A 14048-nucleotide genomic window follows, 5' to 3' on the forward strand; every position below is an offset into this window, starting at 1 on the left:
AACTTTATTGAAGCTAAGTATAAATAAATAAGATTAATATCGGTTAAATATATAGGTATATAAGGTTAAGATGCTAAAATATAGAAATATCTGACTGATTTTATTGAATATTTAGTAAAAAGCCAGATCATACTTTTACTTGGTAAAGATCAGATCTCTTATTACTCACAGATCAGCCTAATACTAAGCAAAAAATGAGCATTTGAGTTATGCACAGCTTAGTCACGAGTTTATTCACAAAATCATCGGTATAGATCAATTTTTTACTAACTAAATTATAAAGTTATGCACTGACAAGCTAATCAAATCAAGCAATAAGTTAGTATGGATCTGATCTATAGTTGGTACAGATCAGATCTATGCTAACTTGAAGTCGCTTTATCCACATGGTGTTTTGAAAATGGGATTTATGTCGTGTTAATTTGCTATAAAAAGGCGTTTTGCAGGACATAATTTGAACTGAGTTAGTAAAATCACGACCTATGAACTATAACTTAGTAAAAATCTGATCTGAAAATTAGCAAGTAAGAATTAGTTGGTATAAATCTGATCCAAAGAAATAAATTATGATCGGATCAAGTTTATACTAACTTAAACATTTAACTTTTGAAGTTTTATGTGTTGTTATTAACTGTCGAAGAAAAATTGGAAATAAGAACAATGAGCCAAAAGGTCAACATCTCGGTAGATAACTTACCCGATACTTTACGCGGGCAGATCCACGGGGTGGAAAGTGCGATTGATAATGAAAGTCTTGCACTATTTACAGACAATAAAGATGTGCGCGTTTCAATTGAAAATGCAGCACATGGTTTGAGAGCTTACTCGAATACTTTTAATCATTATGATTTATGGGGACGTTTTGTTCGTTCTGGTCATAAGAAGCTTCCTGTTGAAGAAGCACCAAAGAAAACAATTGTTACTCGAAAAATTTCTGAAAAAGTAGATGGCATTCTTTATGATGGCGAAATTAAAATAACACCTGCAGTGGTAAGTACACGTAAAGATGGTGAAGATGTAGAATACCTTGTTTGGCCATCTGATCGTGAAGAAAAGGTGGAACGAGCCTTAATTCGATTAGCCTCAAAAGGTAAGATTGTAAAAATTAATTTTAAATCGGGAATTCAATACGCGGTTGTTTTTTCGATGAATGAATTAGCGCAAGAATTAAAAGCGGTTGGTCAATCGATGCCGTATCCACAAATTAAAGAATCATTAGAGGCATTACAAGGTTCTAAACTTTCTTTTAAATATTCAGCGACAGATACCCGTAACTCAGATATTGATGATTCATTTTACGAATCGAATATGAACTTTTTGTCATCACTTCATTTTAGTGGCAAAAAAGGTCAGGGTGGTAACGTGAAATGTGTGGCATGTTTGAACGCATTTGTTCATAACATGATCGACAACCTTGAATATAAAGGCTACTACTTCAATAGTGCTCAAGAATTAAAACGTGGTTTATCTCGTTGGATGATGCTTCGTTTATATCATTTATGGCGCTACGCTGCTCCGGGTAAAACTTACCATTTCCGCCTTTTATCTATCATGGAAAAGTACGGCTCAATTTATTCAACCGACGAAATTACCGAGAATAAATTAAAAGCATTACGTCGTGATATGACAACTACAATGAAAGACTTAATTGAGAAAGGTGCAATTTCTGAATATAACATTACCAATGTTAAAGATGACAAAACCGGTAATATTATTGATTACACTTACGAGATGCATCCGTCTGATCAATTTTGCGATGAGATTCTTACGCTTAATAAGCATAATAAACGAATCGAAATTCAAGGTGGTAAACGTATTGTCGAGAATGCAGTTTTAATCGATGAAGATAAAATTGAAGAAATAGTAGAAGATTAATTTCATTAATAATACATACTATGAAAAAAGGCCACGCATGTGGCCTTTTTAACATAATCAATCTGTTACTTGTTCTAAGTAAAGTCTATCTACTAAGAAATCATATTCTCTTTTCCGAGGATGACTCTCCGGTTTTTGGTAATCTGATAATGTACCAAGTTTTACATCTGGTTCTGGGTTTATCAAAATAAATGGGAGAGCTGCACTAACATGATATCGGTTTTGCGCTGTGTATCTTACATTTACTTGTGGACTTACTCTTGTAGGCCTGCGAATTCGTAATTTTTCTTTATCACCCAAACTTGCAACACGACTTTGTTCTTGTGCTACAAGTGTTTGCCAAGAATGTTGGTCGATCATTCTTGGATTTGAATAACCTGCCGACTTTTCTAACATAGCTAACGCCATTTTTTTTGTAAGCGTTTTTGTTGCATGTTTGTGCATCCAGGTAAAACGAACAGAGTAGGGGGACTCAGTTTCAAAATGAATTTTACGATAAGCAGCTAAAGTAATAAGGTTTGGCACTGCGTTGTGAACAGCTTCAAAGCGTGCATCATTATTATCAATTGCTAACACACAGTTTTTAAAATCGGATTTAGCTTTATTTAACTGATTTATTCGTGCGGTAATAAACTGCTTATCGACATCTTTTAGTACTAACAACCCAGGATGCCTTTTTAATACACGGCTACTTAACCCCGTTTTCTTGTAAAAGTCCCCAAAAGAATTAAGAATTTGCTTTTGAGCTTCCTCTCCCTCAAATTTATTAACAGGGATATTAGAAGGAACTTGTTTTTCATCGTTAATATTTATATCTGGCAACTGATAATATGACGCTTTATAAAACCCCATCTGTTTTAATTCTTCACAAAATAAATGGGTTAGCTCACTGACCAAATCAAACTGACTGCGAATTTCTAGCTTTGTACTCATAAGAACACATCTTACATACTCATGTTTCAAGTTTAACCTTTTCTTTTGATAATTTGAAGTTTCCATTTTCATTATTGCTGACCTAACTTCAAACATAAATAAGTATGATGTGTTCTTTACAGTATTCCATAGCATGCTTTTATTATTTTTCAATATAGTGCTAGAAAAGTGTATTTATCTAGCGTAAAGCTGAGGTTACATAGATAGTAACTTATGGTAAGATGTGTTCTCCCTTTATTGTAAAGAGTAAACGCATAAGAATAGTGATAACTATCTGTTTTAAATGGTTTAAACTCTTCGGTTTTAATCATTAATACTTAAAGAATTTATTAAATAACTAAATAATTACAAATACCTGAATATTGTCCTTGAACTTACTACGTGCAATAAGTTAGTTTTCGTTAACGGTCTATGTTAGGAATGAGGAAAGAACATGCAATCGTGGAACCCAGACAGCTGGAGAAAACTGCCGATACTTCAGCAGCCAGAGTACCCAGATCAAGAAGCCCTTAAATCAGTTGAGGGACAATTAAAAAGCGCACCACCTTTAGTATTTGCTGAAGAGACGCGTAGCTTATACAAACAACTAGAAGCTGTATGTGAAGGCAGAGCTTTCTTATTACAAGGTGGTGATTGTGCAGAGTCATTTAGTGACTTTAATGCTGCAAACATTCGCGATACATTTAAAACACTTTTACAGATGGCCGTTGTTTTAACTTATGGTGGTAAGTGCCCTGTAGTTAAGATCGCCCGTATGGCTGGTCAGTATGCTAAACCACGTTCGTCAGATTACGAGACAATTGATGGTGTGTCATTACCTTCGTACCGTGGTGATATCATCAATAATTTTGAATTCACAGAGCAAGCTCGAGTACCAGATCCACAGCGTTTAATGACGGCATATCATCACAGTGCAGCAACGTTAAATCTATTACGCGCATTTGCTCAAGGTGGCTTAGCGGATTTACACCAAGTAAACCGTTGGAACATGGGTTTTGTTGCAGCAAACCCACTTAAAGAGAAGTACCAACAGTTAGCGGATAGAATTCAAGATGCACTTGAGTTTATGGAAGTGTGTGGTATTGACTCAACTGTTGCTCCAAGCCTAAAAGAAACAGACTTATTTACATCACACGAAGCCTTATTACTAGGTTACGAAGAGGCACTTACACGCCGTGACCACTTATCAGGTGACTGGTACGATTGTTCTGCACACTTTGTTTGGATTGGTGAGCGTACTCGACAATTAGACCACGCGCATATCGAATTCTTTAAAGGTATTAAAAACCCAATAGGCGTAAAAGTTGGCCCGGGTATGGACCCAGATGAACTTATCAAGCTTATTGATGCAGTTAACCCAGATAACATCCCTGGTCGCTTAACTTTAATCACACGAATGGGTGCTGATGTTCTTCCAGAAAAGTTACCGGCTCTCGTCCGTAAAGTACAACAAGAAGGCCGTAAAGTTATTTGGAGTTCCGATCCAATGCATGGCAATACAGAAAAAGCGAGTTCAGGTTATAAGACACGTAGCTTTAATAATATTCTTCGTGAAATCAGCCAGTTCTTTGCAGTTCACAAGGCCGAAGGTTCTTACCCAGGTGGTGTTCACCTTGAGATGACAGGCCAACATGTAACAGAGTGTACTGGTGGTGCGTATGGATTATCAGATGAAGATTTAGCTCAACGTTACCGTACACAGTGCGACCCACGTTTAAATGCGGATCAAGTATTAGAACTTGGTTTCTTAGTTGCTGATTTATTAAAAGACGCACGTAAGTAACATCCTAAGTTAACCAAAAAGGCTGCAACATGCAGCCTTTTTAATGTCCGATACTAAATTAAGTTAGTACTTACGTCTTTCAAGACCTGTATCAGATATAATTTTCGCAGATATTTCTTCAACTGAATGATGTGTTGAATTGAGATATTGAATCTTCTGTTTTTTATAAAGCATTTCTACTTCACGTACTTCAATACGACACTGTTTTAAAGACGCATATTTTGAATTCGCCATACGACGCTGTCGAATATCCGCAAGGCGAACAGGGTCAATAGTTAAACCAAATAGTTTATGTTTGTAAGCCTTTAAACATTCAGGCAAAGTGCCTCTTTCTAAATCATCTTCTGTAAGAGGGTAGTTAGCCGCTTTAATACCATATTGCAATGCTAGGTATAAGCTAGTCGGTGTTTTACCACTTCTGCTTACACCTACTAAAATAATATCTGCTTCTGAGTAGTTTTTAATATTAGCACCATCATCATTAGTCAACGCATAGTTAACTGCGTCAATGCGAAAATCATAACTTTTCTCGTGCATTGAATGAGTTCTATGTACTTTTGGTACAGGTGCAACTTCTAATTCTTGAGAAATTTTATCGCTATATTGTGATAAAAAGTCATAGCAAACCGCACAAGAAGATTTAATTATCTCACTTAGCTCATGATTAACAAAAGTAAAAAATACTAATGGCTGTTCGCCATCACGCTGTGCGGTTGAATTGATCAAGTTCTTAACTTCATTCGCTTTTTTTTCAGTTTCAACGAAAGGAATTGTTTTGTGATTAAAATCCACAGGAAACAATGATAAGGTCGCATGACCAAATACTTCAGAAGTGATTGCTGTTCCATCAGAAATATAAAATGCAGTTCTCATATTTAACCTTTTTATTACCTTTATCTGCAAAATAGGGGCTTCACGGTTTACGTGAGGTCTGTTGCCAGTGTAGAATGACTACGACCTTTTTAGAAGGTTTTCTTTCTTAACTCTCACAGTTAGTACTACAATTTGTTTATGGAGAAAGATCCGTGCAAGAATACGTTCTCTGGTATCAAGAGCTTGGTATGCAAGATGTTCCACGTGTTGGCGGTAAAAACGCTTCACTGGGTGAAATGATCTCAAACCTAGCTAACGCTGGTGTTCAAGTGCCTGGTGGTTTCGCTACAACCGCTGATGCATTCAACGAGTTTCTAGAGCAATCTGGGTTAAACTCAAAAATCCACGACATTTTAGACACATTGGATGTGGATGATGTAAATACACTCGCTAAAGTCGGTGCCGAAATCCGCCAATGGATTATTGATACACCATTCCAACCTAACCTAGACCAAGCCATCCGCGACGCATATAGCCAATTACATGGCGACGCATCACAAGATGTTTCATTTGCAGTTCGCTCATCTGCTACAGCAGAAGACATGCCAGACGCTTCATTCGCAGGACAACAAGAAACGTTTTTAAACGTACGTGGTATTGATGCAGTAATGACTGCCATCAAACACGTGTTTGCCTCACTATTTAATGACCGCGCTATTTCTTACCGTGTACACCAAGGTTATGATCACCGTGGTGTTGCATTATCAGCGGGTATCCAACGCATGGTTCGTTCAGATAAAGCAGCTTCAGGTGTTATGTTCAGTATTGATACTGAATCTGGCTTTGAAGATGTTGTATTTGTAACTTCAAGCTATGGTCTTGGTGAAATGGTTGTACAGGGTGCTGTAAACCCAGATGAATTTTATGTTCACAAACCAACACTTGCTAACGGTAAACCTGCTGTAGTTCGCCGTAATATTGGTTCAAAAGCAATCCAAATGATTTACTCTGCGGATGAATCACACGGTAAGCAAGTTGAAATTGTTGATGTAGATTCTTCGCTTTCAAACAAATTCTCAATCACAGATGCTGAAGTTCAAGAACTTGCAAAGCAAGCTGTGATCATTGAAAAACACTACGGTCGTCCAATGGACATCGAGTGGGCAAAAGACGGTAATGACGGTAAACTTTACATCGTTCAAGCGCGTCCAGAAACAGTTCGTTCAAACGAAGACGCTAACGTAATGGAGCGTTTCCAATTAAATGGTACAAGCACAGTTGTTGCTGAAGGCCGTGCAATTGGCCATAAAATTGGTTCAGGTACAGTTCGCGTACTTGATTCAATTGATGAAATGGACAAAGTACAACAAGGTGACATTCTAGTTACTGACATGACTGACCCAGACTGGGAGCCAATCATGAAACGTGCCGCTGCGATTGTTACAAACCGTGGTGGCCGTACTTGTCACGCAGCGATCATTGCTCGTGAATTAGGTATTCCTGCTGTTGTTGGTTGTGGTAATGCAACTGATTTAATTAAAGCAGGCCAAGATGTAACAGTATCGTGTGCCGAAGGTGATACAGGTTACATCTACGAAGGTATTTTAGATTACGAAGTACTTACTTCACGCGTTGATGAAATGCCAGAATTACCAATGAAAGTTATGATGAACGTGGGTAACCCTGATCGTGCATTTGACTTTGCACGTTTACCGCATGCTGGTGTTGGTCTTGCTCGTGTTGAATTCGTAATCAACCGTATGATTGGTGTTCACCCTAAAGCGCTTCTTAATTTTGATGCGCAATCTGATGAGCTTAAAGCTGAAATTTCAGAAATGATGGCTGGTTATGAATCGCCTGTTGAATTCTATATTTCTAAGCTTGTTGAAGGTATTGCAACACTAGGTTGTGCGTTTGCACCAGAGCGTGTAATTGTTCGTATGTCTGACTTCAAGTCGAACGAATATGCAAACCTTGTTGGCGGCCAGCAATATGAGCCGGAAGAAGAAAACCCAATGATTGGTTTCCGTGGTGCAGCACGTTATATCTCTGAAGATTTCCGTGACTGTTTCGCGCTAGAGTGTGAAGCGATTAAACGTGTTCGTAACGAAATGGGTATGACTAATATCGAAATCATGATCCCATTTGTTCGTACACTTGAAGAAGGTAAACGCGTTATTGAACTACTTGAAGAACATGGCCTTAAACGTGGCGAAAATGGTCTTAAAGTAATCATGATGTGTGAATTACCATCAAACGCTTTACTAGCAGATGAGTTCTTAGAGTATTTCGATGGTTTCTCTATCGGTTCAAACGATTTAACTCAGTTAACATTAGGTCTTGACCGTGATTCTGGTTTAATTGCACATCTATTTGATGAGCGTAACCCTGCAATCAAGAAACTATTATCAATGGCAATTCAAACTGCTAAAGCAAAAGGCAAATACGTAGGTATATGTGGTCAAGGTCCTTCAGATCATGAAGATTTTGCAGCTTGGTTAGTAGAGCAGGGTATTGATTCTGTTTCTCTAAACCCTGATACAGTATTAGAAACTTGGTTATATCTTGCTAAGAAATTAGCAGACTAAGTACTTTATTTATCTAAAATAAAGATTCTAATATAAAAAATGCCAGCATTTAGCTGGCATTTTTGTTACTCAATTAGAAATCAGCGAGCAAGTTTTTTATCTATATAGGCACATGACTTAGTAAGTGCCTTTTGGCACAAGGCTAAATAATCACGCGCTTTAGGATAATAAAAAGATAAACAGAAAAGTCCTGCAATAAAAAAGATCAGCGACGGTCCGGGAATAATAACAAAAACTAATCCCAATAACATGCATAAGGCACCTAAACTGATTAATGCAATCTTTTTCATCTGTCTATCTCATCTGCTGCTTTATTACACAGTATAAAAGCATTACTCCAGAAATCGATAAAAAGAGTGTTACAAACTGTAAAATCTTCAATTTATCTTAGCTATTAGCATGATATAATTTGCAAAATGCCTTAATTTATCACTGTCATGATAGCAACAATAAGCCAACAACAAGCTGCCACAGAACTCGTATCTAATTACTTAGAAACAATTAAAAAACAAGGTTTTAGTGGTGATACCGATGCAAGCTTTTCTACACGTTTAAGTTTATCGACCGATAACAGCGTTTATCAACAAGTACCTCAAGGTGTCATCTTTCCAAAGTCAGCAAAAGATATACAACTTGCTATGCAAATTGCGTCACGTGATCCGTTTTTATCACTGACTTTTGGTCCACGTGGTGGTGGCACGGGTACTAATGGCCAATCGCTAACGCCAGGAATAGTTGTTGATTTATCTCGCTATATGCGTGAAATCTTAGAAATCAATGTCGAAGAAAACTGGGTGCGCGTTCAAACTGGTGTAATAAAAGACCAATTAAATGACTTTTTACGTCCTTACGGTTTTTTCTTTGCACCTGATCTGTCAACTAGTAACCGAGCAACAATTGGTGGAATGATAAATACAGACGCCTCAGGTCAAGGCTCTTTAGTTTATGGCAAAACAAGTGATCATGTTTTAGGCCTTACTACTTATCTTGTTGATGGAACAGAAATGTCTACAACACCTATGAGCGTTGAAAAAGCAAAAATAATTGCTGAACAAAACACAACCATAGGTAAATTGTATAAAACAGTTATCGATATTGGCCTTGAGAACCGTGATGCTATTTTAGAAAAGTTCCCGCGTTTAAACCGCTTTCTTACCGGCTACGATTTAGAACATATTTTTTCTGATGATTTACAAACCTTTGATATGAGCCGATTAATTACTGGCTCTGAAGGATCATTAGGTATTGTAACTGAAGCAAAACTAAACATTACACCAATTGCAGAATTTAAGACTTTAATTAACATTAAATATGATAGCTTTGACTCTGCTCTGCGTCATTCACCATTCTTAGTTGCAGCAAATGCAACTTCTGTAGAAACTGTCGACAGTAAAGTACTTAACCTTGCTCGTGAAGATATTATTTGGCACTCAGTATCGGACTTAATAACCGATGTTGAAAACAGAGAAATGCAAGGACTCAACATGGTTGAGTTTAATGCTGTTTCACCTGAAGATATTAAAGATAAAGTAGATACTCTTTGCAAGTTACTTGATGAATGTGTTGAAAAACAAACTAATGGGGTGATCGGTTATCAGTTAACGAATGACAAAGCTGATATTTTAAAAATTTATGCAATGCGTAAAAAATCAGTAGGCCTTTTAGGTAATGTAAAAGGCAGTCAAAAACCGTTAGCTTTTGCTGAAGATACTGCGGTTCCACCAGAAAACTTAGCAGATTTTATAGTCGAGTTTCGTGAACTTCTCGATAAACACAACCTACAATATGGGATGTTCGGCCATGTTGATGCTGGCGTATTACATGTTCGACCAGCTCTTGATATGTGCGACCCTGAACAAGAAAAATTACTTCGACAGATTTCAGATGAAGTCGTTAAACTTACTGCCAAATATGGCGGCTTAATGTGGGGTGAGCATGGCAAAGGGTATCGTAGTGAATATGGCCCTGAATTTTTTGGCGAACATTTATTTACACAATTAAGAAAAATTAAAGCGGCATTTGATCCAAATAATAGAGTAAATCCAGGTAAAATCTGTACTCCACTTGAAAGTAAAGACTCACTAGTTTCAGTTGATGATCAAAAGCGAGCTTGGTTCGACAAAGAAATTTCTATCGATGTTAAAACAGAATTTAATAACGCTATGACCTGTAACGGTAATGGTCTGTGTTTTAACTATGACGAAAAATCACCAATGTGCCCATCTTATAAAGTTACTGGTGACCGCCGTTATTCACCAAAAGGGCGCGCAAGTTTAATGCGTGAATGGCTACGACTTCAAGAGTCAGAAAATATTGATTTGCTCAATGTTGAAAAAGAATTGATCAATGGCGAAGTCATCACTTGGTGGGAGCGCTATCAACATAGTCGTGATAAGAAAAAGGGCGTTTATGATTTCTCTCACGAGGTGAAAGAATCTATGGACGAATGTTTAGCTTGTAAAGCATGTACCACTGCATGCCCAATCAAAGTGGATGTTCCAACATTTCGTTCAAGGTTTTTAAATTTCTATCACAGTTATTATGCACGACCAGCTAAGGATTACTTAGTTGCGGGTATCGAGCAAACTGCACCTGTTATGGCAAAATTTGCTAAAGTTGTTAACCCAATAGTAAACACTAAACTTGTTTCTGGGTTAATCAAAAATACGATTGGTTATGTTGATACGCCCAGTTTAAGCGTCCCGCAACTTTCAAAACGTATTTCAAAAGAGCAGCATTTCAATTTTGAATTACTTAATTCGCTTTCAAAAGAAGAGCAAGCCGAATATGTACTGATAGTACAAGATCCATTTACTAGTTTTTATGAAGCCGAATTAGTCGAAAGCTTTATTAAAGTAATTAAAGCGTTAGGCAAAAAACCAATGCTATTACCTTTTAAACCAAATGGTAAAGCACAGCATGTGAAAGGGTTTTTAAATGAATTTAGAACAACAGCAAAAAATGCTGCTGAGTTTTTAAATTCACTGAGTGAAATCAATGCACCATTAGTTGGACTCGATGCTTCTTTGGTTATGTGTTACCGAGATGAATATGTATCAATCTTAAAAGAAGACCGTGGTGATTTTAAAGTTGAACTTGCCCATGAATGGCTTCAAACGCAAAACTTCAAACAAGTTTCACTTTCCACTAATAAGACTTCACCATTTAAGCTGTTAAGTCATTGTACTGAAACAACAGCAATGCCAAATGCGTCTAAAGTTTGGCAAACTATTTTTGCTGACCTGAATTTACAATTAGACACAACAAGTACTGGTTGTTGCGGAATGGCAGGAACCTATGGCCACGAAAAACAGAACCAAGAAAATTCACGCGCACTTTATGAAATGAGTTGGCAACCAATTGTTGCCGACAATGAACCTGAAACAATTTTAGCAACAGGGTTCTCATGTCGCAGCCAAGTAAAGCGCTATGAAAAATTCAAACCAAAACATCCATTACAATTAATTGCTGAGCTACTTTAAAAATTAAAGTGCTATTAAATTCATTAAAAAAATAAAGGCGCTTAACGCGCCTTTATTTTTGGTAACTTTTTGCAATTGGCTTGGTACTCATGCCATGAATAAATACACTAAATAAAATTGTCGTTAATGTCACTGTAGCAATTTGTTCTTTGTTCACAATTGCTGTGTCCATAACCATTAAAGTAAAAACAATAGACGCTAAACCTCGAGGACCAAACCAAGCAAAAGTAAATTTGTCTTTGAAATTTAAATTAGTGAATATAAGCGAAATTAAAACTGGCACAATTCTAAAAATCGTTACGCTTAGTAAGGCATAAAATACAATTGGCCATGTAATATCATTCACAATTAAGTGCCCACAAACAAAACCGAATAAACACCAAATAAGTAGTGCAACAAATTCAGCGATATGTTCAGAGTCTTTAACTAATGTTGAACGAATTTTTTTAGGTGCTAAGTAATCAAATAATAGTCCCGCTACAAAAACGGCAATAAAACCACTACCATGAAAATTTTGTGTTAAAGAGAAAATAGCCATTACCAAGCCAATTAATAAAAATGGGCTGCTGTTATTTGCAAAATAATGACGTGCTAATGCAATTTTTAAAAGAGGTATAAACACAGCCATAGACACGCTGGCAATAACGAGTGCGACTCCTAATTCTCGACCAAAAACGAGTAGGGTATCAATCGTTGTTACTGCACTCTCTGGATTTTGTGCTAATAAAAGTAGAACTAAAAATATTGGTACGCAAAGTCCATCGTTCAAACCACTCTCAGTATTTATACCTTCGCGAACATTTTCAGGTACAGATGTGGATTCTAAAATGCCTTTACTAAGAGCTGCATCAGTCGGCGTTAAAATAATAGCAATCAAAGCAGATTGAAAAAGTGATAGCTCAGAAAAGAAAAACAACGCACCTGCAACACCTAATAGTAATGTCATTGGCAAAGCTACAAAAAGTAAAAGACTAGGATATTGATAACTATGTTTTAATACTGCCAGTTTTGATTTTGCTGCATCGGTAAATAAAAAAATACTAAGAGTTAATTCAACTAAAGGTAATATTTCACTGAGTCCCGCTTCACCTAACTTGAACTCACTAGGCAAAAAGTAAGACATAGCGATGCCAACTAGAACAAAAAACATTGGCCCGGTTATTTCTGTTCGTTCTAACTGACGAATTGTCAGTGAGTAAAATAACAAAGCTAAACCAACTAATGCGAGTATGGTATATTCCATTAAACTTTCCTTTTAATTCCAGACTTTGCGCGTTCTTTTATATTTGTTTGAATATAAATTTGATCAGTCGTAGCAATTTTTGCATGACCTAAATCTTCCGATAAGTGTTTAAGCGGTCTTGTCTGAGCATCATGGGTTGCACCTGTATGCCTTAACCAGTGAGCCGTTGCCGCTTCAAGTTGTTCCGCATCGTCTTTAAAACCATCATCTAATAATGATTGTTTTGCTAAATCAAAACTTTGCTGTACTAACCGACGAATTTGTCGAACAGTCATACCACCTTTACCACGAATTTTGTGTACTAATGGTTCGGCTTCATCAACACGGGGGAGGGCAGGTAAGCCTCGGTATAATCTGTAACGTTTTAGGTAAGTGATAAAATCTTCACTTAAAGTGACATCACGTAATTTATTACCTTTACCCATAATTCTTAAAAACCAAAAGCCATCATTGTCTTGCCAAAAATGTGACATCACCGGCGACCACTGTGGTCTTTCAGATAACTCAGAAATACGTAAATACAAACCTTTCAAACAAGCTAGTGTAAATAAATTTCTTTCTAAATCAGGCTGTTGCTCACATAGGTCACGTGTTACACCAAACACATACTCCCATTGAATGTCACTCAGTGTATCTGGAATCTTAATTTGTGATTGCACTACTAAATATGGACTATTCTTTTTAACTACCGGTACAAAATTAGCAAACGTTTTTTCTTCTAAAATCGCAAATTTATAAAATACATTTAGCGCAGTAAACATAGCTGCTAGTGTTTGTTGGCTTGCTATATTTTCTTTATTAATGAAAGGGCGCCAATTTTTATTAAGCTTTCTTATACCTTGTTCATCTTTATAACGCCATTGCACTGAGTTTGATAACCAAGCTGAATCTGGCTCAACCATAAAATCAACATATGCTTCTATGTCTTCGCGTTTTAGTTCAAAAACCGATTTTTCAGCAATCAACCATGACCATAAACAAAATCGCTCAAGTTCATTTCGAAAGCGATTAAAAGTTGCTTCTGATTTTCGACCATACACATATAAAAATTGATAAACAAAAGATAAGTCACTTTTTGATTCAGCAACTGTCAATCCAACTTGTTGTATAAAGTTATCAAGTTCAGGATATTCTATTGCAAGAGTATCATCTTCTAGATGGGCAATTTGGTATCGCAGTTGTTTAAGTGTATCAACGAGAGCAACGAGCATAATAATGAAAAATCTTGTAAAATAACTAGTTATAAGACTACCATAAAGTCCGATACTGTCTAGTATTGGACTTAAGATATCTTAAATATTTGCAACAGTTAATCATTAATTAGATTGCCA

The 14048-nt window shown here is 36.7% G+C and carries 9 protein-coding genes; 4 read left to right on the plus strand and 5 right to left on the minus strand.

The genetic code is table 11. The features are described 5' to 3' along the window. The first annotated feature begins 660 nt into the window (after window positions 1-660). On the plus strand, window positions 661-1875 hold the full coding sequence (locus J8Z25_RS19575) for a replication protein A (protein WP_250662104.1): 1215 nt from the start codon (window positions 661-663) through the stop codon (window positions 1873-1875). Between the two features lie 57 nt (window positions 1876-1932). Here J8Z25_RS19575 and J8Z25_RS19580 read toward each other — a convergent pair whose 3' ends face one another. Then, window positions 1933-2808 (minus strand): DNA replication terminus site-binding protein, encoded by an 876-nt coding sequence (locus tag J8Z25_RS19580; protein ID WP_250662393.1) that lies wholly within the window; start codon window positions 2806-2808, stop codon window positions 1933-1935. A gap of 433 nt (window positions 2809-3241) precedes the next feature. On the opposite strand from J8Z25_RS19580, the gene J8Z25_RS19585 reads away from it, so the two are divergent. Then, window positions 3242-4591: a class II 3-deoxy-7-phosphoheptulonate synthase gene (locus J8Z25_RS19585; protein ID WP_054563102.1), complete on the plus strand. Its 1350-nt coding sequence runs from the start codon at window positions 3242-3244 to the stop codon at window positions 4589-4591. Window positions 4592-4654: 63 nt separating this feature from the next. Here J8Z25_RS19585 and ppsR read toward each other — a convergent pair whose 3' ends face one another. Then, entirely contained in the window at window positions 4655-5464 is an 810-nt protein-coding gene (gene ppsR / locus J8Z25_RS19590) for a posphoenolpyruvate synthetase regulatory kinase/phosphorylase PpsR (protein ID WP_250662105.1), read from the minus strand. 152 nt (window positions 5465-5616) lie between these two features. On the opposite strand from ppsR, the gene ppsA reads away from it, so the two are divergent. After that, complete coding sequence (ppsA, locus tag J8Z25_RS19595; RefSeq protein ID WP_138617233.1) at window positions 5617-7992, plus strand: phosphoenolpyruvate synthase; 2376 nt, start codon at window positions 5617-5619, stop codon at window positions 7990-7992. A gap of 80 nt (window positions 7993-8072) precedes the next feature. Here the strand turns inward: ppsA and J8Z25_RS19600 are convergent, their stop codons facing one another. Further along, window positions 8073-8282: a PGPGW domain-containing protein gene (locus J8Z25_RS19600; protein WP_130052369.1), complete on the minus strand. Its 210-nt coding sequence runs from the start codon at window positions 8280-8282 to the stop codon at window positions 8073-8075. Window positions 8283-8429: 147 nt separating this feature from the next. Here J8Z25_RS19600 and ydiJ point away from each other — a divergent pair, with 147 nt between their 5' ends. Beyond that, complete coding sequence (ydiJ, locus tag J8Z25_RS19605) at window positions 8430-11474, plus strand: D-2-hydroxyglutarate dehydrogenase YdiJ (RefSeq protein WP_250662106.1); 3045 nt, start codon at window positions 8430-8432, stop codon at window positions 11472-11474. Window positions 11475-11526: 52 nt separating this feature from the next. Here ydiJ and J8Z25_RS19610 read toward each other — a convergent pair whose 3' ends face one another. Both J8Z25_RS19610 and J8Z25_RS19615 read right to left on the minus strand, forming a co-directional pair. Further along, entirely contained in the window at window positions 11527-12717 is a 1191-nt protein-coding gene (locus tag J8Z25_RS19610; RefSeq protein ID WP_250662107.1) for a cation:proton antiporter, read from the minus strand. Continuing rightward, window positions 12717-13928: a tyrosine-type recombinase/integrase gene (locus J8Z25_RS19615; RefSeq protein WP_167657296.1), complete on the minus strand. Its 1212-nt coding sequence runs from the start codon at window positions 13926-13928 to the stop codon at window positions 12717-12719. The genes J8Z25_RS19610 and J8Z25_RS19615 overlap by 1 nt, the downstream gene beginning before the upstream one ends. Window positions 13929-14048 lie beyond the last annotated feature (120 nt).

The sequence above is a fragment of the Pseudoalteromonas sp. SCSIO 43101 genome, from assembly GCF_023650775.1.
GTDB lineage: Bacteria > Pseudomonadota > Gammaproteobacteria > Enterobacterales > Alteromonadaceae > Pseudoalteromonas > Pseudoalteromonas apostichopi.

Excerpts from the sequence above, each read along its gene's own strand:
- ppsR (WP_250662105.1), bottom strand. The coding sequence starts at position 5,464 with ATGAGAACTGCATTTTATATTTCTGATGGAACAGCAATCACTTCTGAA.
- J8Z25_RS19585 (WP_054563102.1), top strand. The coding sequence starts at position 3,242 with ATGCAATCGTGGAACCCAGACAGCTGGAGAAAACTGCCGATACTTCAG.
- J8Z25_RS19600 (WP_130052369.1), bottom strand. The coding sequence starts at position 8,282 with ATGAAAAAGATTGCATTAATCAGTTTAGGTGCCTTATGCATGTTATTG.
- J8Z25_RS19610 (WP_250662107.1), bottom strand. The coding sequence starts at position 12,717 with ATGGAATATACCATACTCGCATTAGTTGGTTTAGCTTTGTTATTTTAC.
- J8Z25_RS19575 (WP_250662104.1), top strand. The coding sequence starts at position 661 with ATGAGCCAAAAGGTCAACATCTCGGTAGATAACTTACCCGATACTTTA.
- J8Z25_RS19580 (WP_250662393.1), bottom strand. The coding sequence starts at position 2,808 with ATGAGTACAAAGCTAGAAATTCGCAGTCAGTTTGATTTGGTCAGTGAG.
- J8Z25_RS19615 (WP_167657296.1), bottom strand. The coding sequence starts at position 13,928 with ATGCTCGTTGCTCTCGTTGATACACTTAAACAACTGCGATACCAAATT.
- ydiJ (WP_250662106.1), top strand. The coding sequence starts at position 8,430 with ATGATAGCAACAATAAGCCAACAACAAGCTGCCACAGAACTCGTATCT.